Raw genomic sequence first — 18,606 nt, forward strand, 5'->3', positions numbered from 1 at the left:
GATGCCATGAGAACTCGACGCATGCAGGCACGCGGAGCCCGGTTGCGGTGCGCGGCCGTGGTGGTCGCGGCCGGGATGATCGTGGCGGGCTGCGGCGCATCCGAGGACTCGGCGACCGGTCTCACCGACGCGATCGGCACCACCAGCGACATCAATCCGATGGACCGTTCCGCACTGCGCGAGGGCGGCAACCTGCGGCTGGCGACGACCTCCTACCCGGCGAACTGGAACACGCTGTCCAATGACGGCAACGACGGCGAGATCGCCGACATCCTGCGTCCGACGATGCCGCGTTCGTTCGAGATCGACGCGGCGGGCAAGCTCACCCTCGACACCGACTACTTCACCGGTGCCGAGCTGACCAGCACGAATCCCATGCGGGTGACGTACACGTTCAACCCGAAGGCGGTGTGGTCGGACGGTTCGCCGATCACCTGGGAAGACATCGCGGCCCAGGCGAACGCGCTCAGCGGCCGCGACAAGCGGTTCCTGATCGCGATCACCAACGGTTTCGAGTTCGTCGAGAAGGTGGAGCGCGGGGTCGACGACCGGCAGGCGATCCTGCACTTCAGCACCCCGTTCGCCGACTGGCGTGGCCAGTTCGCCGGCAACGCGTCGCTGTATCCGAAGTCGGTGACCAGCACCCCCGAGGCCTTCAACACCAGCCTGGCCGACGCGATGGGCCTCACCTCCGGCCCGTTCATGATCACCGGCACCGACCGCGCGCAGGGCCGGATCACCCTCGGCCGCGACCCGCGCTGGTGGGGCGACAAGCCGGTCCTCGACACCATCACCTACAGCGTGCTCGACCACTCGGCGTGGGTTCAGGCGCTGCAGAACAACGAGCTCGACCTGGTCCGGCTCGCCACCGTCGACGAAGTGAAGACTGTGCGCGGCACCGAGGGGCTGGTCGTGCGAAGGGCACCCGGTAATCGCTGGCGGCACATCACCTTCAACGGCGCACCGGGCTCGATCCTCGCCGATCAGGGTGTCCGCGTGGCGATTTCGAAGGCGGTCGACCGCCAGGGGATCGTCACCGCCCTGCAGAACGGTCTGGTCGAGAACCCGAAGCCGTTGAACAATCACGTCTTCCTGCAGGGGCAGGAGGGCTACCGCGACAACAGCCTCGGCTTCGATCCCGAGGCCGCGGCACGCGAACTCGACGCGCTCGGCTGGGTCCGCAACGGTGACGTGCGGGAGAAGGACGGCCGCAGGCTCGTCATCCGCGACGTCATGTACAACGACCCCACCTGGGTCCAGGTCGCCCAGATCATCCAGCAGAACCTGGCCGCGATCGGCGTCGGTCTCACCATCGACACCAAACCCGCCGCCGGGTATTTCACCGATGTCATCCAGCCCGGCGATTTCGACGCCGCCCAATTCGTCTTCCAGGGCGACCCGTTCCCGCTGTCCAGCCTGCGCCAGGTCTACTACTACGACCCGAACGATCTGCAGGGCAACTACGGCCGCATCGGCTCCCCCGAACTCAACGCCCTGATCGAGCGCACGCTCACGGAACTGGACCCGCAGAAGTCCATCGAGCTGGCCAACGAGGTGGATCGCAAGGTGTTCGAGGAGGGCCACTCGCTGCCGCTCATGCAGTCCGACGGCAGTGTCGGGGCCCGCACCACCCTCGCCAACATCGGCTCACCCGGACTGGCCACCTACGACTACACGAAGATCGGGTTCACGAAATAGCTCGACCGAGCTCGTGCAGCGAACAACAGAAAGGAGCGGTCCATGCGGACTCGTTCAATGACAACGCGATTGGCCGTACCACTGGTCATCGTCGGTTTGATCGCTGCCGGGTGTGGCTCTGGCGACGACACCGCGGGAACCGGTGAGGCCGCGCTCGGCACCACCAACGACATCAATCCCAAAGATGTCAGCGAATTGCAGGACGGCGGCAATCTGCGACTCGCCCTGACCTCGCTGCCGGAGAACTGGAACAACCTGCACACCGACGGCAACGACGGTGACACCGGATCCTTGCTCCGGCCGGTGATGCCGCGCGCTTTCAAGACGAACGCGGCCGCCGAACTCTCGGTGAACACCGACTTCTTCACGAATGTCGAACTCACCAATACGAATCCGCAGCAGGTGACGTACACGATCAACCCCAAGGCGGTCTGGACCGACGGCACGCCGATTTCCTGGGAGGACATCGCGTCCCAGGCGAACGCGCTCAGCGGGCGCGACAAGGCCTATCTGATCGCGAACAACGGTGGTTTCGATCGCGTGGAGAAGGTCGAGCGCGGAGTCGACGACAAGCAGGCCGTCATCACGTTCAAGCAGCACTATGCCGACTGGCGTGGCCAGTTCGCGGGGAACTCGATGCTGTTCCCGAAATCGGTGACCTCGACCCCGGAGGCATTCAACAACAGCCAGGTCGATGCGCTGACCGTGTCGGCGGGGCCGTTCGTCGTCCAGTCGATCGACCGCGGACAGAATCGCGTCGTGCTCGGCCGCAATCCCACGTGGTGGGGTGACAAGCCCAAGCTCGACACCATCACCTTCAGTGTGCTCGACAGCTCGGCCTTCGTCCCGGCCCTGCTCAACAACGAGATCGACGCGGTAGGGGTGGCCAGCCGCGACGAATTGAAGTCGGCACGGGACACCCCGGGCGTCGCTATTCGCCGCGCGCCCGGCAACAGCTGGGGGCATTTCACCTTCAACGGCGCTCCCGGTTCCCTTCTCGCCGACCAGGGTGTGCGCGTCGCCATCTCGAAGGCGATCGATCGCCAGGGCATCGTCACCGCTATCCAGAACGGGCTGGTCGCCGACCCGAAGCCCTTGAACAATCACATCTATCTGCGTGGTCAGGACGGCTACCAGGACAACAGCCTGCCGTTCGATCCGACCGCGGCGGCGCAGGAACTCGACGCCCTCGGCTGGAAGCTCAACGGTGAAGTGCGGGAGAAGGACGGGCGGAAACTGGAAATCCGCGACGTCATGTACAACGACCCGACCAATATCCAGATCGGGCAGATCATTCAGCAGAACCTGGCGCAGATCGGCGTGAAACTCACTATCGAGACCAAGCCGGGCGCCGGCCTGTTCTCGGATGTGCTGGGGCCGGGCAACTTCGATGTCGGCCAGTGGTTCTGGGCGGGCGATCCCTTCCCGCTCAGCAGCCTGACCCAGATCTACGGGTACAACCCCGACGATGTCCAGGGCAATTACGGTCGCATCGGCTCCCCGGAAATCAACGCGCTGATCGAGCAGACCGTCTCCGAGCTCGATCCGGTGAAGGCCAAGGAGCTGGCCAATCAGCTCGACCGCAAGATCTTCGAAGAGGGCCATTCGCTGCCGCTGTTCCAGTCCGCGGGCAATGTCGCGGTGCGCGCCGACCTCGCCAACTTCGGCGCCGCCGGCCTGGCCTCCCTCGACTACACCAAGATCGGTTTCGTGAAGTAGCGGTGCCGAGTTCCGGCCCGGCGCGCGCGCTCACCTATCCGCTGCTCGTCACGTGCGGCACCCTCGCGGTCATCGCCGCGTGGGTGCCGTTCGCGGATCTGGATCAGGTGAGTGCGCTGGCCGTGGTCGCGGTGGGGGTGGTGGGGTTCACGGCGTATCAGCTGGGGCTGGCCTTCGGGGTGCTGCCGAGTGGGCTGGTCGCGCGGGGGCGGGTCGGAGGGCGGCGGGTGCGTCAGCAGCATCGGCTGGTGAGCCGGTCGTGGTTGGAGATCACCAGCGGTGATCGGATGGTGTGGCAGCCGGTGTTCTGGGACCCGAGCCTGTCCACGCTCACGCCCACCGACCTGGAGCTGTCCGACCGCGCGATCCACGCGGGCGAATCGCGGTTCTACCCCTCCGGCCGGGTCCGCACCACCGAGCCGGCCGGCAAGCTCGTCGACAATCCGAGCCGCCCCACGAATCCCCCGAACTTCGGCATCGCCCGCCGCCTGCTGCTCGACCTCCAACCCGCCGTAGCCGCCCCGTTCTTCGGCCTGCTCTGGGTCTACGTCATGAACGGCGACCTCACCGCCTTCCTCGGCACCACCACCGTCGCCGCCACCACCTTCACCTGGCTCTCCGCCATCCGCGGCTCCGACCCTTCCTGACAGACACGAATTCTCTCCGATGTCGCGTCAGATCAAAACAACTGGTCTGACCACTTGACCTCTTGACCTGTTGGGGGGATTATCGACGCATGGCATGGACTCCTGTGGTGAAGCGCTCGGTATCCGGGGATGTGTTCGAGCAGATCGCCGGGGAAGTGCTGGGTGGGGAGTTGGTGGCGGGGAGCACCTTGCCGAGTGAGCGGCAGTTGGCTGAGGCGTTGGGGGTTTCCCGGCCTGCTGTTCGGGAGGCTTTGCAGCGGTTGGCGGCGGCGGGGCTGGTGTCGGTGCGGCAGGGGGAAGCGACCACTGTGCTCGACTATCGGCGCAGTGCGGGGCTGGAAGTGTTGCCGCGGTTGCTGCTTCGGGGGGACACCATCGATCCGGCTGTCGCGCGGAGCATTCTCGAGGCACGTGGGCACAATGGGCCCAAGATCGCCGAGTTGGCTGCCGCGCGGGTTGGGCGGATGCGGTCGGGCCACGCCGGCGCCGCGCCTCGGGTCGGCGCACCCGTAGCCGGTGACCAACAGAATGCCCGACCTACCCGGGCCACCGCCGGAATCGGCGCGACGCCGGTTCCCGACGCGAGCGACGATCCGCTCGCCTCCGCGGACCTGGCGGAACTCCACCGAACCGTGGAATCGCTTGCCGCCGAGCAAGACCCCATCACCCAGCAGCGCATCGCCCTCGAATTCTGGGACCACGTCCTGGATCTCGCGGATTCGATCGCGTTCCGGCTGATGTATTCCATGTTGCGTGCCGCCTACGAACCCGCGTTGGCGGCGCTCGCGCCGATCATGGCCGCCGAAGTCGGCAATGGTGACGCGTATCGAGACCTGGCCGCCGCGATCGACGCGGGCGAGCCGGAACGGGCCGCCGAATCCGCGCGCGCACTGCTCGCGCCGGCGACCACCGCTCTCATCCACGCCCTCGACGGGGCGTGAACCACCCCGAGGAATCGCTATGAATGACCGTCCGACAACGACGTCGCACGACACCGCTCCCGCCAGGAACGCCGGAGCAGCGCCGCCACCGACCGCCGACCCGACCACGCGGACGGACCAGCGACGACCGGGTACTCCCCGCGCGATCCGGCGCGGCGCGACGCTGGGCGACATGGCGCGCGAATTCGTCCGGCACCCCTCGCCCTGGATGATCGCCGCCGTCTTCGTCGCCGCGCTGGCCGCGCGGATCGTGGTGGGTGACTGGCGGTTCACCGACGCGCTGGTCCCGCTGATCGTCGTCGGCACCTTCCCGTTGACGGAGTGGATCATCCACGTCTCCGTCCTGCACTGGCGGCCGCGGCACCTCGGTCCGCTCACCATCGACAGCGAGCTGGCGAGCAAACACCGTGCGCACCACACGGATCCGCGCGACATTCCGCTGGTGTTCATCCCGACGAGATCGCTGACGTACACGATCATCGCCCTGGTCGCCATCGCCCTGCTGGCCTTCCCCCGTCTCGGCCTCGGCCTCACCTTCCTGCTGACGATCACCACCCTCGGCCTGCTCTACGAGTGGACCCACTACCTGATCCACACCGACTACAAGCCCGAACACGCGCTCTACCGCGCGATCTGGCGCAACCACCGCCACCACCACTACAAGAACGAGCACTACTGGTTCACCGTCACCACCTCGGGAACGGCCGACCGCCTCCTCGGCACCGCCCCCGACCCGGCCACGGTCCCCACCTCCCCGACGGCCCGCAACCTGCACGGGCACTAGAGACATCACCCTACGGGGGTATCCCTCCCGCGTCACTCCAGCACGAACAGCCCGATCCGCCGAGTGCGGGTCGGGCTTCGCGCTGTTCAGGTCCCGCGAAATCCTTTCGGTTCGAGTCTTGACACATTAATACCCTAGGGGGGTATGGTACCGAGCACGAGACGCACTCCGCTCGAAAGGACGAAAGTCGTGACCACACAATCGGTATCCACCAGGAAGTGGTGGGCGCTGGCGGTGATCGCCGCCGCGCAGTTCATGGTCATCATGGACACCTCGATCATCGGGATCGCACTGCCCGAGATGCAGGCCGACCTCGGCTTCACGCCGGGCAATCTGACCTGGGTCTTCAACGCCTACGTAGTGGCCTTCGGCGGCCTGCTGCTGCTCGGCGGCAGGCTCTCCGACCTGCTCGGCGCGCGCCGGGTGTTCGGGGCGGGCTGGCTCGTGCTCGCGGTCGGCTCGGTGCTCGCGGGCGCCGCGGGGACGGTCGGGCTCGAATTGGCGGGGCGGGCGATCCAGGGCGCGGGCGCCGCGCTGATCGCACCCTCGGCGCTGACCCTGCTGATGATGCTGTTCGGCGGCTCACCGGGTGAACTCACCAAGGCGCTCGCGGTGTACGGCGCGGCCGCGCCCGCGGGTGGTACGGCCGGCGTGTTCCTCGGCGGCGTGATCACCGAATACATCAGCTGGCCTTGGGTTTTCTACATCAACATCCCGATCGCCGCGCTGGCGCTGATCGCCGTACCGCTGCTGATGCCTGCCGCCCCCGCGCGCAAGGGCTCGATCGACATCGCCGGATCCGTCACCGTGACGGCCGGTTTGGCCGCCGCCGTCTACGCCATCGTGCAGGCGCCGGAGGCGGGCTGGGCCTCGGGCCAGACCTGGGGCGTGCTGGCGCTGGCCGCCGCGCTGCTCGCCGGGTTCGTCGTCATCCAGTCGCGCCGGAGCGAACCGCTGATGCGGTTGAGCATCTTCCGCGCACCGAACCTGGCCGCCGCCAACTTCGCCCAGTTCGCCCTGGCCGCCGCGTGGGTGCCGATGTGGTTCTTCCTCAACCTGTACCTGCAGCAGGTGCTCGGCTACAGCGCCTTCCCGTCCGGCGCGGCACTGCTGCCGATGACGACGCTGATCATGCTCGGCATGGTGGTGCTCGCCCCGAAGGCGATGCAGCGATTCGGCGCCAAGCCGATGATCGTCACAGGCCTGATCGTGCTGGGGATCGGCCTGGGGATCATGTCGCTGGTGCGACCCACCGGCAACTTCTGGGTCGACGTGCTGCCCGCCTCGCTGGTGGCCGCGGGCGGGATGTCGCTGGCCTTCATCCCCTCGCTCGGTACCGCCATCTCGGCGGCGCGACCGGAGGAGGGCGGATTGGCCTCGGGCATCGTCAACGTGAGCTACCAGGTGGGTTCCGCGCTCGGCCTGGCCGCGATGACCGCGGTGGCGGCCGCCTTCGGCGCCGACCAGCTGGACGACGCCGCGGCACTGACCGACGGCTACTCGGCCGCCTTCCTCGGCGCGGGCGTCCTCGCCCTGGCGGGCGCCGCGATCACGGCGGCGGTCATGCGCACCCCGGCCGCCGACAAGACCGGCGCGACTGTTTGACAAAGTACCCTAGGGGGGTATGGTAATGATTGAGATCGACGACGAGGAGAACACCACCATGAGCACCACCACCGTCACCGTCACCGGCATGACCTGCGGTTGCTGCACCAACAAGGTGCGCGACAAGGTCGGCGCCCTGCCCGGCGTCACCGGCGTCGACGTCGACCTGGCCGACGGCAAGGTGACCATCGAAGGCACCGAGCCCGACCGCACCGCCCTCGCCGACGCCGTGACCGCGGCCGGCTTCCAACTCGCCGACTGAACCCGAAACGGAGCATCCCGATGAACGCAACTACCAAGTTCGCCGGCTTCACCCTCGGCCTCGCGGCGGTCTTCGGGATCGCTCTGGCCGCCGGCGCCCTGGTCGGTCCGGAACCCACCGAACCGGCCGGGCACGGCGAGCACGAGACCGCGGCGGCCCCCGCCGACGAGCTGCCCGGCGGCCTGCTGGTCACCGACAAGGGCTACACGCTGGCCCTGGACAAGACGGTCACCACGACCGCCGCGCTGGCCCCCGTCAGCTTCCGCATCCTCGACGCCACCGGCGCGCCGGTCACGAAGTACCAGACCAGCCACGACAAGGACCTGCACCTGATCGTGGTCCGGCGCGACATGGCCGGCTTCCAGCATGTGCACCCGGTGCTCGATCCGGCCGGGACCTGGACGGTTCCGCTGAACCTGAGCCGGGCCGGTGACTACCGGGTCTTCGCCGACTTCACCCCGGCGGGCGGGCCGAGCCTGACCCTCGGCGCGGATCTGCGGGTCGCGGGCAACTACGACGCGCAGGCCCTGCCCGCCCCGGCCCCGACCGCGAAGGTCGGCGAATACGAGGTCGCGCTGAACGGCACGATCACGCCCGGCGCCGGCTCGCCGGTCACCCTGTCGGTCAGCCGCAACGGCACCCCGGTCACCGATCTGCAGCCCTACCTGGGCGCCTACGGTCACCTGGTCGCCCTGCGCGCCGCCGACCTGGCCTATCTGCACGTGCACCCCGAGGGCGCGCCCGGCGACGGGGTCACTCCCGCCGGACCCGGGATCGACTTCGTGGTGAACGCGCCGAGCGCGGGCGACTACCGCCTGTTCCTCGACTTCCAGCACCAGGGCGTGGTGCGCACGGCCGAGTTCACCGTGCGGGTCGCCCAGCCGGATGCGGGAGCGAGCGGCCAGGCCCCGACGAGCGCGCCGGCCGACCACGGCACACCCGGCCACGGTCACTGAGCACGCCGACCCCGACTGTCCCACCAGCAATCCCTCAGCAAGAATCGATACCAGGAACGAAACGGAGCACCCCATGACCGCCGTGACACACCCACCGGGCACCGGCCAGGTAGAACTGGTGATCGGTGGCATGACCTGCGCTTCCTGCGCGAACCGGATCGAGAAGAAGCTCAACAAGCTCGACGGGGTCACCGCCACGGTCAACTACGCGACCGAGAAGGCACGCGTCGACTTCTCCGGTGACGTCTCCCCCGAGGAGCTGATCGCCACCGTCGAGCAGGCCGGCTACACCGCGGCACTCCCCGCCCCGAAGCAGCCGGAGCGCACCGAGGAGACCGCCGCCGAGCCCGATCCGACCGCATCGCTGCGGACCCGGTTGCTGGTGTCGCTGGTGCTCACCGTCCCGGTGATCGCGATGGCGATGATCCCCGCGCTGCAGTTCACCAACTGGCAGTGGCTGTCGCTGACGCTGGCCGCGCCGGTCGTCGTGTGGGGCGCGCTGCCCTTCCACAAGGCGGCCTGGACCAACCTGAAGCACGGCACCGCCACCATGGACACGCTGGTGTCGATGGGCACGCTGGCCGCGTTCGGCTGGTCGCTGTACGCCCTGTTCTGGGGCACCGCGGGCACGCCGGGGATGACGCACCCGTTCGAATTCACCATCGCGCGGATGGACGGCACCGGCAGCATCTACCTGGAGGCCGCCGCGGGCGTCACCACGTTCATCCTGGCCGGGCGCTACTTCGAGGCCCGTTCCAAGCGCCGGGCGGGCGCGGCGCTGAAGGCGCTGCTGGAGCTTGGCGCCAAGGACGTCGCGGTGCTGCGCGACGGCGTCGAGACGCGAATCCCCGTGGAGCAGTTGGCCGTCGGTGACGAATTCGTGGTGCGGCCCGGCGAGAAGATCGCCACCGACGGCGTGGTGAGCGAGGGCAGCTCGGCGGTCGACGCGTCCATGCTGACCGGCGAGTCGGTGCCGGTGGAGGTCGGCGCGGGCGACAGCGTCACCGGCGCGACCGTCAACGTCGGCGGCCGGCTCCTGGTGCGCGCCACCAGGATCGGCTCCGACACCCAGCTCGCCCAGATGGCACAGCTGGTCGAGGACGCGCAGACCGGCAAGGCACAGGCCCAGCGCCTGGCCGACAAGATCTCCGGCATCTTCGTCCCGATCGTCATCGCGCTGGCCGTGGCCACGCTCGGCTTCTGGCTCGGCACCGGTGGCGCGATCGCGGCGGCCTTCACCGCCGGAGTCGCGGTGCTGATCATCGCCTGCCCGTGCGCCCTCGGCCTGGCCACCCCGACCGCGCTGATGGTCGGCACCGGTCGCGGCGCCCAGCTCGGCATCCTGATCAAGGGTCCCGAGGTGCTGGAATCGACCCGCAAGGTCGACACCATCGTGCTGGACAAGACCGGCACCGTCACCACCGGCAAGATGACCCTGCTCGACGTGCTGCCCGCCGCGGGCGAGGAGCGCGGCCGGGTGCTGGAACTGGCCGGGGCGCTGGAACATTCGTCGGAGCACCCGATCGCGCAGGCGATCGCCAAGGCCGCGCAGGACGAGTTCGGCACGCTGCTGCCGGTGGAGGGCTTCGCCAATGTCGAGGGCCTCGGTGTGCAGGGTGTGGTGAACGGGTCCGCGGTGATCGTGGGCCGGGCACGGCTGCTGGCCGACTGGTCGCAACCGCTGCCGGAGCACCTGGAAACCGCGATGGCGGAGGCGGAGTCGGCGGGCAAGACCGCGGTCGCGGTCGGCTGGGACGGGAAGGCGCGCGGCGTCCTCGTGGTCGCCGACGCGGTGAAACCGACCTCGGCCCAGGCCATCGCGCAGTTCCGCGAACTCGGCCTCACCCCGATCCTGCTGACCGGCGACAACGCCCGCGCGGCCCGCACCATCGGCGACGAGGTGGGCATCGACGAGGTGATCGCGGAGGTGCTGCCGCAGGACAAGGTGGCGACGGTCAAGCGGCTGCAGGCCGAGGGCAAGGTCGTCGCGATGGTCGGTGACGGCGTCAACGACGCGGCCGCCCTGGCCCAGGCCGATCTCGGGCTGTCGATGGGCACCGGCACCGATGTCGCCATCGAGGCCAGCGACCTGACCCTGGTCCGGGGCGACCTGCGCGCCGCCGCCGACGCCATCCGGCTGTCCCGGCGCACGCTGGCCACGATCAAGGGCAACCTGTTCTGGGCCTTCGCCTACAACGTGGCCGCGATCCCGCTGGCCATGGCCGGCCTGCTCAACCCGATGCTGGCGGGCGCCGCGATGGCGTTCAGCTCGGTCTTCGTGGTGAGCAACAGCCTGCGGCTGCGCCGCTTCAAGTCGACGGCGCGGTAGCCCGGCTACCGAAAGGGCGGGGCGGCAGATCAATTGCCGCCCCGCCTTCACCGTTCGTCGGCCTTCCGGTGCAAGCCCATCATCACCCCCCACGATGACGATCGCGCCGCCGACCACCTGCCCGAGCTCCAACCGCTCTCTCACCAGCAGCACCGCCCAGGCCAGCCCGGCGACCGGAACGACATTCAGCAGGTTGACCGCGGCGCTCGGCGCGAGCCCACGCAGCCCGTAGTTGTAGAGCAGGAACGCCGCCACCGAGCACAGGGCCGCGAGGAACCCGATGCGCGCCAGATTCGCAGCCGACGGAACACTCCAGCTGTCGGCTTCGGCCGGCGCCAGCAGCGCGAAACCGACTGCACCTGCGAGTGTTTGGTAATAGGTGACCACCACCGCGGGCGCACCGGAGTCGTCGCGCTTGGCAACGAGGTTGTACAGCGCCCACACGACGCCACCCGCCAGCAGGATCAGGTCACCGAGCAGGTGATGCCCGCCGCCCGCGCCGCCGCGCACGACCAGCCACACCCCGCCGATCGCCATCAGCATGCCCACGAGGCGAACAGCGGAGAATCGCGCACGGCCGCTGAGGATCTCGGGAACCATCGTGATGATCGGATAGGCGGCGATGATCAATGTCGCGTCGGAAGCCGTTGCCAGATCGACCCCGATGTTCTCGACCGCGAAATACACCGTGATACCGAGGATTCCCGCGCGAGCTGACCCGGCGCGGGATCGTGCGCGGGTACGAGGTCGACGTCGACCTGAAGAAGATCGGCAGGCCGGTGCAGGCGATGATCGCTGTGCGACTGCGGCCGATCGACCGCGCGGTGATCGAGTCCTTCCGCAGCTTCGTGCAGGGTCTGCCCGAGGTGCTCGCCGTGTTCGTGATGTCGGGTAGTGATGATTTCCTGCTGCACATTGCCGTCGCCGACAACGACCAGCTGAGCGATTTCGTGCTGGATCGGCTCACGCAGCGCAAGGAGATCGTCGATGTGCGAACGTCGATCATCTTCAACCACTTTCGCCGATCGGTGGTGACGCCGATACCGTCGCGTGAGTGACCGGGATCACTCTTGCGGTTGACCTTGGGTCAGGGCCGAGTCTCTTCTCAGCGGCACGGAGCCGGAACAACCGATTCGAGGAGAGACATCATGACCACCACCAACACCATTGCGCGGCAGGATCTTCAGCAGATCATGCGGGAGATGATCGACGCCGGATTCGTCGGAGTGGCGCTGCGGGTGAACGACGAGCACGGCGAGTGGGTCGACAGCGCCGGGGTGAGCGAGCTGGGCACGACGGCGAAGCCGCCGGTCGACGCCTTCGTCCGCGTCGGCAGCAACACCAAGACCTTCACCGCGACCGTGGTGCTGCGGCTCGTCGACGAGGGCCGCATCGACCTCGACGCCCCGGTGCTCGGCTACCTGCCCGAGTTCGCGCTGGACGAGCGCATCACCGTGCGAATGCTGTTGCAGCACACCAGCGGGGTGTTCAACTACACCGGTGAGTTCTACCCGGACGGCACCATCGTCGCCGGCATCCCGTCCACGATCGCGGGCAAGGAATGGCTGGACAAGCGGTTCGACACCTACCTGCCCGAGGACCTGGTCACCCTGGCGCTGGCCAAGCCGGCCCGCTTCGAGCCGGGAACGGACTGGAGCTACTCCAACACCAACTACGTGATCGCCCGGCTGCTCGTCGAGAAGGTCACCGGCAACTCGCTGGCCGAGGAGATGCGTCGCCTGATCTTCGAACCGCTCGGCATGACCGACACCAGCTGCCCCGGCACCTCGACGGAACTGCCCGAGCCGCACCCGCACACCTACTACCGCTACCTCGAGGGCGACGAACAGCACACGGTCGACATCACCGAGCACAACCCCTCCTGGATCTCCACCGGCGGCGACATGATCTCGACGACCGCGGACCTGCACACCTTCATCACCGCACTGGTGCGTGGACAGCTGGTGCCGCGGCCGCTGCTCGCCGAGATGTACACCACGCGGGCCACCGGCATCCCGAACATGGACTACGGCCTCGGTGTCTTCGTGCTCGAACTCGACGGCGGCGCGACCGTCATCACCCACAACGGGGGCATGGGCGGTTTCGGCGCGCTGATGTTCAGCACCCCCGACGGGAACACCACCCTGACCGCGTACCTGACCTGTGTCGAGGACGCGGAGATGTCAATCGCACCCGCCTTCCAGGTCGCGCAGAAGCAGCTGATCGACGCGGTGTTCGGCGGACGTGCCGACGAGCGGGCAAGCTGAGCCCCATGCGAAGTGGGGTCACGATCGGGCAGGCGGCGGCGTTCGTCGGAGTCACGGTGAAGACGGTGCGGCACTACCACAAGCTCGGCCTGGTCGCCGAGCCCGATCGCGACAGCGCCGGGTACCGGCGCTACGGCTCGGCCGAGCTGTTGCGGCTGGTCCAGGTGCGCACGCTGGCGGCGGCGGGCGTGCCGCTCGCCGAGATCGAGCCGCTGCTCGACGCCGACGCCGACCGGTTCGCCGCCGCGCTCGCCGAGGTCGGGCGGCAGCTCACCGAGCGGATCGACGAGCTGACCGCCCGGCGCGACACCCTGCACCGGCTGGCCGACGGCAACCGCGCACTGCTGCCCGACCGCGCGGTGGCCCTGCTCGAACGGATGCCCGGGCTCGGGTTTCCCGCCGACGAGGTGGCCGCGACGAGGGAGGGTTGGGTGCTGGCCAGGGCGCTGGTGCCGGAGGGTTTCGACGACTACCTCGCCGATGTCGAGAACGCCGTCGAGGACCCCGAGTACGTGGCCCTGTTCCGACGGGGTGTCGAGGCCAGGGACTGGGCGCCCGACGACCCGAGGATCGAGGAGCTCGCCACCGCCCTGGTCGCGCAACTGCTCGCCAATCCCGCGCAGCTGCGGATCGTGACCGGCCTGCAGGCGCGCACCGAGGCGGCCACCCGCTATCAGATGATCGCGCACCACAACCAGGAAGCGGACACCGCACCCGGCAGGCTCGCCGCGCTCATCGAGGCGAAGCTGCGGGCCGCCGGTGTCTACATCCCGCGGCCGGGCTAGAAGAGGGATTGGGCGTCGGCGGAGATGGTGAAGCCGCGGCCCGCCGCGTCGCAGCGGATGCCCTGTTCGCTGGAGGTGCAGGCGACGCCGCGCACGACGAGGGTGTCGCCGTAGTTCAGGATCGCGCCGCCGCCCTTCCAGGTGCCGTCGACCGGCTCGCCGACGAAGATGCCCTGGCTGGTGCACAGGAACTCCGACTTGCCGCCGACGGTGTGCACGGCGACCTTGCGGTTCGGCGCGTCGGTGCAGTCCGGCAGCTGCGGCGGAATGACATTCGCGTGCGCGAGCTGACAACCCACGCCGAAGGGGGCGTCGGCGAGGATGCCGCACATGATGTTGCCGGTGGGCGATTGGAAGTAGTAGCTCTCCCGCTGCTGGTAGTCGCGGGCGTCGACGGTGGCGTCGTCGCGGGAGGGCAGCCCTTCCGGCTCCGGGTCCGGATTCCCGGGGCCGGGTCCCTGCTGCGGCACCGTGGACACCGGGCTCGGCACGATGATCGGCGGGGTGCCGGACGGCAGGGTGATCGCCACGGTGGGTGGCGATGTCGTGCCGGGCGCGGCGACGGTGGTCGTCGGTCCGGAGCCCTGGTCACCGGAACAACCGGCCAGTCCGCCGGCCAGCGCCACCAGCGCGGCCACCACGATGACTGATCTCATGATCTCTCCCCTTCGAGGTCCTCCCGACCCGTTCGAAGGAGAATCGGGAGGAGACGCGCGTCCGTTTCCGCCGCGCGTCCAACCGTGACCCACCCGAGGTGAGCCAGTGACCACAGCTCAGCACATCTGGTACGCCGCGTACGGCTCCAACATGCTCGCGGAGCGGTTCGCCTATTACCGCCTCGGCGGCACACCGCCGGGTACCGACCACCTCTATCCGGGCTTCCGTGATCCCGCCGCGCCGGCCGCGCGCACCCCGCTGATCCTGCCGGGCTGCCTGTATTTCGCCTGGCGGAGCCCCGTCTGGACCGGCGGGGTCGGCTTCTACGCCGCCCGCCCGCCCGCGGGCTGGCCGATCGGCGCGGCGGCACACGGATATCTGCTGACGCTCGGCCAGTTCGGTGACCTCCTGGCCCAGGAGATGTACCGCGCGCCGGGCGTCGACTTCGACCCGGCGCCGGTCCTGGCCGCCGGTGCGGTCCGGCTCGGGCCGGGGCGGTACGAGACGGTGGTGCACGCAGGCACGCACGAGGGGATTCCCGTCCTCACGTTCACCTCGCCCTGGGATCCGGAAACCGTTGCCCCGCAGCGCCCCTCGGCCCGCTACCTGGCGATGATCGGCGCCGGGCTGCGCGAATCACACGGCTGGGACACCGATCGCGTCGTCGAATACCTGCGGGTTCGGCCCGGAATCGCCGAGCACTGGCAGGAGGCCGACCTGCGCGGCGCGCTGCTCGGCGGCACCGGGCTCGAACCGTCCTAGATTCCGCGGGGCGGATCGGGGTACCCCCTCTGTGCGGGACGTCGACCACCGGGAGCACACACGCATGGAGTGGTTCACGGCACCGGAATACTGGCAGGGCAGGCTGATCTTCCAGCGCGGCCTGGCGGTCGTCTACGCCCTGGCCTTTCTCGCGGCAGCCCTGCAGTTCCGCGCGCTGCTCGGTGAGCGCGGGATGTTGCCCATTCCGCGTTACCTGGCCAGGACGCCGTTCCGCCGGTCACCGAGCCTGTTCCACCTGCGCTACTCGGATCGGATCTTCGCCGCCGTCGCCTGGTTCGGGGCGGTGCTCGCGGTGGCGGTCGCGCTGGGGCTGGCCGATCTGGTGCCGCTGTGGGCGGCGATGGGGTTGTGGTTCGCGCTGTGGGCGCTGTATCTGTCGATCGTCAACGTCGGGCAGGCGTGGTACGCGTTCGGGTGGGAATCGCTGCTGCTCGAGGCAGGTTTCCTGGCGATCTTCCTCGGCAACGACACGGTGGCGCCGCCACTACTGGTGCTGCTGGCCGCGCGCTGGCTGCTGTTCCGGGTGGAGTTCGGGGCCGGGCTGATCAAGATGCGCGGCGACCGCTGCTGGCGGGATCTGACCTGCCTGTACTACCACCACGAGACCCAGCCGATGCCGGGCCCGCTGAGCTGGTTCTTCCACCACCTGCCCAGGCCACTGCACCGGGTGGAGGTGGCGGCGAATCACTTCGCCCAGCTGATCGTGCCGTTCGGGCTGTTCGCGCCGCAGCCGGTGGCGAGCGTCGCGGCGATCATCGTCATCATCACGCAGTTGTGGCTGGTGATCTCGGGCAATTTCGCCTGGCTGAACTGGGTGACGCTGCTGCTGGCGACCACCGCCGTCAGCGCGTATCCGCTGCTGCCGGACGCGCCGCCGGTCGCCGACCCGCCGTGGTGGTTCGCCGGCTCGGTGTTCGCCTACGTCGCGATGGTCGGCGTGCTGAGCTTCTGGCCGGTGCGCAACATGCTCTCCGCGCGGCAGGCGATGAATGCCTCGTTCGACCCGTTGCACCTGGTCAACACCTATGGCGCGTTCGGCAGCATCACCCGCGTCCGCCAGGAGATCGTGCTGGAGGGCACCGATGCCGAGCACCTCGACGACGACACCGAATGGCGCGAATACGAGTTCAAGGGCAAACCGGGGGCCCTCGGATTCCGCCCGCGGCAGTGGGCGCCCTATCACCTGCGGCTGGACTGGCTGATGTGGTTCGCCGCGCTCTCGCCCGCCTATGCCCGATCCTGGGCGATTCCGCTGATCATCCGGCTGCTCGACAACGACCGCGACACCCTGCGCCTGCTCCGGCACTGCCCCTTCCCCGACGCGCCACCGCGCTATCTGCGCGCTCGGCTCTACGAGTACCACTTCAGCACGCCCACGCAGCTGTTCCGCGAGCGGATCTGGTGGCGGCGGAGGTTGCTCGGCGAGTTCCTGCCGCCGCTGAGTCGCGAGCGTCTGGAGCGGCGCGGGACATGAGAAAAGCCCGACACGACGGCCGGGCTTCTCGTTGAGCGGATGACGAGATTCGAACTCGCGACCCTCACCTTGGCAAGGTGATGCGCTACCAGCTGCGCTACATCCGCGTGCCGTACGAGCCCCTCGGGGCTTCGCCGTGCGAGAAGGAACATTAGCGCGTCACCCCCGGAAAAGTGAAATCCGTGCGCACAGCCGTCCCGGCGCCGCAGTGAGCTCGGCGAGAGCCCAGGTCGCCGCGGCGCCCGCCTTAAGCGCGCGACAAGGTATCGGAAGTGCTTGCCCGGAAAGCTCTTTCACGGTCCGGCGGCTTCCGCCGGAACGACAGGAGGGAACGGGATGAAGACACTGGGGCTGATCGCGGCGGGCATCGCTGTGACCACCGTGACCGTCATGGGGGCCGGTCCGGCACACGCCGACTTCACCGATCCGGTGGAACTCACCGACAGCGGCGAGAACACCGAGGAGGGCGAATTCGGCGAGTACGCGATCGACGTGCACCACCCCGGCTCGTGCCTGGTGGTCCAGAACCACACCGGCGGCCGGGTGACACTGCGGTTGAACTACCCGACCAGCGGCGGCAAATGGCAGTTCGCGCACGACGAGGTGGGCGTGCTGGCGCGCAAGGGCAAGGTCGTGACCTCGCCGTCCGGGCGATGGAACGTCCGCACGAATCCGCCGATCAGGTTCAGCTGGGTCTACGACGACGACCTGAACGACCGCAAGGGCTGCAACGGCTCGTGGGTGCTGACGATGAACTGACCGTGATCCGGCCCGGAGCGGCATCGCTCCGGGCCGGTCTCACGCGAAGGCGGTGCGGTGGTCAGCGGCCCAGTCGGCATAGCTTCGGGGTTCCCGGCCGAGCACCTCCGCGACATCGCCGGTGATCAACTCGTTGTGGCCGTCCCTGATGAATGCCTGACCGATCAGCGAACCCTCGACGAAGGCCGGGGGCAGGCCGGCGGCGGTCATGAATTCCCGGGCCTCACCGGCGGCGATATCGGTGACCTCGATCGGGCGTCCGATGATCTCGGCGAGGACGGCGGCCTGCTCTCGTCCGGTCTGCAGGAGGGGGCCGGTGAGGGTCAGGACGCGGCCGTCGTACCCGCCGGCGCGCAGGGCCGTGGCGGCGACCTCGGCGACATCGCGTGGGTCGACGACCGCCTGCTTGCCGTCGCCGTAGAGGTTGGGCACCGGGTGTCCCGCGCGCAGCGGTTCGATCCAGCTGAGGGTGTTGGACGCGAAGGTGTTGGGGCGCAGGATCGTCCACTCGAGCCCCGATTCGCGGACCGCTTGTTCACCCGGCACGTGCCAGCTGCCGGGAACGCCGAGGCGCGGATCGCCGGTGCCGATCGCGGACAACTTCACCACCCGGCGCACGCCGGCGGTCCGGGCGGCGGCGGCGAGGGCGCCGTCGACGCCGGTGTCCTCGGGGCCGGGCAGCCCATTGAGGAACGCCGCGTCGATCCCCGCCATGGCCGGGGCGAAGGTGGCCGGGTCGCGGTAGTCGACGTGGACGATGTCGACACCGGCCGGGAAGCTCGCGCGGGCGGGGTCGCGGGTGGCGGCACGGACGGCGACGCCGTCGGCGAGAAGCTGGGTGACGATGGCACTGCCGATGGTGCCCGTGGCACCGGTGATCAGGATCATGTGTCGAGCATGCCGACCCACCTGCCTGCGGGAATAGGAGAAATCGGCACGG

The 18,606-nt window shown here is 68.9% G+C and carries 17 protein-coding genes, 1 tRNA gene and 1 pseudogene; 15 read left to right on the top strand and 4 right to left on the bottom strand.

Annotated elements, in window-relative coordinates:
- The first annotated feature begins 21 nt into the window (after window positions 1-21).
- The 9 genes from AB0H56_RS18435 to AB0H56_RS18475 all read left to right on the top strand — a co-directional run bounded on the left by AB0H56_RS18435 (window position 22) and on the right by AB0H56_RS18475 (window position 10,941).
- On the top strand, window positions 22-1,698 hold the full coding sequence (locus AB0H56_RS18435) for an ABC transporter family substrate-binding protein (protein ID WP_357164523.1): 1,677 nt from the start codon (window positions 22-24) through the stop codon (window positions 1,696-1,698).
- Window positions 1,699-1,740: 42 nt separating this feature from the next.
- Window positions 1,741-3,417, top strand: coding sequence for an ABC transporter family substrate-binding protein (locus AB0H56_RS18440; protein WP_357164336.1), 1,677 nt, complete (start codon window positions 1,741-1,743; stop codon window positions 3,415-3,417).
- A gap of 2 nt (window positions 3,418-3,419) precedes the next feature.
- Complete coding sequence (locus tag AB0H56_RS18445; protein WP_357164339.1) at window positions 3,420-4,064, top strand: hypothetical protein; 645 nt, start codon at window positions 3,420-3,422, stop codon at window positions 4,062-4,064.
- Window positions 4,065-4,153: 89 nt separating this feature from the next.
- Window positions 4,154-5,005, top strand: a complete 852-nt coding sequence (locus AB0H56_RS18450) for a GntR family transcriptional regulator (protein ID WP_357164342.1) — start codon at window positions 4,154-4,156, stop codon at window positions 5,003-5,005.
- A gap of 172 nt (window positions 5,006-5,177) precedes the next feature.
- The gene (locus AB0H56_RS18455) at window positions 5,178-5,789 is read left to right on the top strand and encodes a sterol desaturase family protein (protein ID WP_357164526.1); all 612 of its coding nucleotides are present in this window, start codon (window positions 5,178-5,180) and stop codon (window positions 5,787-5,789) included.
- Between the two features lie 189 nt (window positions 5,790-5,978).
- On the top strand, window positions 5,979-7,394 hold the full coding sequence (locus AB0H56_RS18460; RefSeq protein WP_357164345.1) for an MFS transporter: 1,416 nt from the start codon (window positions 5,979-5,981) through the stop codon (window positions 7,392-7,394).
- 58 nt (window positions 7,395-7,452) lie between these two features.
- Entirely contained in the window at window positions 7,453-7,656 is a 204-nt protein-coding gene (locus AB0H56_RS18465) for a heavy metal-associated domain-containing protein (protein WP_110038298.1), read from the top strand.
- Window positions 7,657-7,676: 20 nt separating this feature from the next.
- Complete coding sequence (locus AB0H56_RS18470) at window positions 7,677-8,612, top strand: hypothetical protein (protein WP_357164348.1); 936 nt, start codon at window positions 7,677-7,679, stop codon at window positions 8,610-8,612.
- A 73-nt stretch (window positions 8,613-8,685) separates the two neighbouring features.
- A complete protein-coding gene (locus AB0H56_RS18475) occupies window positions 8,686-10,941 on the top strand; it encodes a heavy metal translocating P-type ATPase (RefSeq protein ID WP_357164351.1) in 2,256 nt (751 codons plus the stop codon).
- A 147-nt stretch (window positions 10,942-11,088) separates the two neighbouring features.
- Here the strand turns inward: AB0H56_RS18475 and AB0H56_RS18480 are convergent.
- A pseudogene (locus tag AB0H56_RS18480) lies at window positions 11,089-11,628 on the bottom strand (DMT family transporter); the annotation flags it as partial.
- 44 nt (window positions 11,629-11,672) lie between these two features.
- On the opposite strand from AB0H56_RS18480, the gene AB0H56_RS18485 reads away from it, so the two are divergent.
- The 3 genes from AB0H56_RS18485 (at window position 11,673) to AB0H56_RS18495 (ending at window position 13,993) form a co-directional block, all read left to right on the top strand.
- Window positions 11,673-11,999 (top strand): Lrp/AsnC ligand binding domain-containing protein, encoded by a 327-nt coding sequence (locus AB0H56_RS18485; protein WP_357164354.1) that lies wholly within the window; start codon window positions 11,673-11,675, stop codon window positions 11,997-11,999.
- Window positions 12,000-12,089: 90 nt separating this feature from the next.
- Complete coding sequence (locus AB0H56_RS18490; protein WP_357164357.1) at window positions 12,090-13,208, top strand: serine hydrolase domain-containing protein; 1,119 nt, start codon at window positions 12,090-12,092, stop codon at window positions 13,206-13,208.
- 5 nt (window positions 13,209-13,213) lie between these two features.
- Window positions 13,214-13,993, top strand: coding sequence for a MerR family transcriptional regulator (locus AB0H56_RS18495; RefSeq protein ID WP_357164360.1), 780 nt, complete (start codon window positions 13,214-13,216; stop codon window positions 13,991-13,993).
- Here AB0H56_RS18495 and AB0H56_RS18500 read toward each other — a convergent pair.
- Entirely contained in the window at window positions 13,990-14,649 is a 660-nt protein-coding gene (locus tag AB0H56_RS18500) for a DUF6636 domain-containing protein (protein ID WP_357164363.1), read from the bottom strand. The genes AB0H56_RS18495 and AB0H56_RS18500 overlap by 4 nt on opposite strands.
- Window positions 14,650-14,755: 106 nt before the next feature.
- Between AB0H56_RS18500 and AB0H56_RS18505 the strand changes: the two genes are divergently transcribed.
- Complete coding sequence (locus AB0H56_RS18505; RefSeq protein WP_357164367.1) at window positions 14,756-15,412, top strand: histone deacetylase; 657 nt, start codon at window positions 14,756-14,758, stop codon at window positions 15,410-15,412.
- A gap of 64 nt (window positions 15,413-15,476) precedes the next feature.
- Window positions 15,477-16,907, top strand: a complete 1,431-nt coding sequence (locus AB0H56_RS18510) for a lipase maturation factor family protein (RefSeq protein ID WP_357164370.1) — start codon at window positions 15,477-15,479, stop codon at window positions 16,905-16,907.
- 34 nt (window positions 16,908-16,941) lie between these two features.
- On the opposite strand, the gene AB0H56_RS18515 is transcribed toward AB0H56_RS18510, so the two are convergent.
- A tRNA-Gly gene (locus AB0H56_RS18515) sits at window positions 16,942-17,014 on the bottom strand.
- Between the two features lie 229 nt (window positions 17,015-17,243).
- Between AB0H56_RS18515 and AB0H56_RS18520 the strand changes: the two genes are divergently transcribed.
- A complete protein-coding gene (locus AB0H56_RS18520) occupies window positions 17,244-17,666 on the top strand; it encodes a hypothetical protein (protein ID WP_357164373.1) in 423 nt (140 codons plus the stop codon).
- 39 nt (window positions 17,667-17,705) lie between these two features.
- Here the strand turns inward: AB0H56_RS18520 and AB0H56_RS18525 are convergent, their stop codons facing one another.
- On the bottom strand, window positions 17,706-18,554 hold the full coding sequence (locus AB0H56_RS18525; RefSeq protein WP_357164376.1) for an NAD(P)H-binding protein: 849 nt from the start codon (window positions 18,552-18,554) through the stop codon (window positions 17,706-17,708).
- Window positions 18,555-18,606: the final 52 nt, after the last annotated feature.

This window comes from Nocardia sp. NPDC050717, from assembly GCF_040654275.1.
Taxonomy (GTDB): domain Bacteria; phylum Actinomycetota; class Actinomycetes; order Mycobacteriales; family Mycobacteriaceae; genus Nocardia.

Bases quoted from the DNA above. Each gene is read 5' to 3' on its own strand.
- AB0H56_RS18435 (WP_357164523.1), top strand. From the start codon at position 22: ATGCAGGCACGCGGAGCCCGGTTGCGGTGCGCGGCCGTGGTGGTCGCG.
- AB0H56_RS18440 (WP_357164336.1), top strand. From the start codon at position 1,741: ATGCGGACTCGTTCAATGACAACGCGATTGGCCGTACCACTGGTCATC.
- AB0H56_RS18450 (WP_357164342.1), top strand. From the start codon at position 4,154: ATGGCATGGACTCCTGTGGTGAAGCGCTCGGTATCCGGGGATGTGTTC.
- AB0H56_RS18455 (WP_357164526.1), top strand. From the start codon at position 5,178: ATGGCGCGCGAATTCGTCCGGCACCCCTCGCCCTGGATGATCGCCGCC.
- AB0H56_RS18465 (WP_110038298.1), top strand. From the start codon at position 7,453: ATGAGCACCACCACCGTCACCGTCACCGGCATGACCTGCGGTTGCTGC.
- AB0H56_RS18470 (WP_357164348.1), top strand. From the start codon at position 7,677: ATGAACGCAACTACCAAGTTCGCCGGCTTCACCCTCGGCCTCGCGGCG.
- AB0H56_RS18475 (WP_357164351.1), top strand. From the start codon at position 8,686: ATGACCGCCGTGACACACCCACCGGGCACCGGCCAGGTAGAACTGGTG.
- AB0H56_RS18490 (WP_357164357.1), top strand. From the start codon at position 12,090: ATGACCACCACCAACACCATTGCGCGGCAGGATCTTCAGCAGATCATG.
- AB0H56_RS18495 (WP_357164360.1), top strand. From the start codon at position 13,214: ATGCGAAGTGGGGTCACGATCGGGCAGGCGGCGGCGTTCGTCGGAGTC.
- AB0H56_RS18500 (WP_357164363.1), bottom strand. From the start codon at position 14,649: ATGAGATCAGTCATCGTGGTGGCCGCGCTGGTGGCGCTGGCCGGCGGA.
- AB0H56_RS18510 (WP_357164370.1), top strand. From the start codon at position 15,477: ATGGAGTGGTTCACGGCACCGGAATACTGGCAGGGCAGGCTGATCTTC.
- AB0H56_RS18520 (WP_357164373.1), top strand. From the start codon at position 17,244: ATGAAGACACTGGGGCTGATCGCGGCGGGCATCGCTGTGACCACCGTG.
- AB0H56_RS18525 (WP_357164376.1), bottom strand. From the start codon at position 18,554: ATGATCCTGATCACCGGTGCCACGGGCACCATCGGCAGTGCCATCGTC.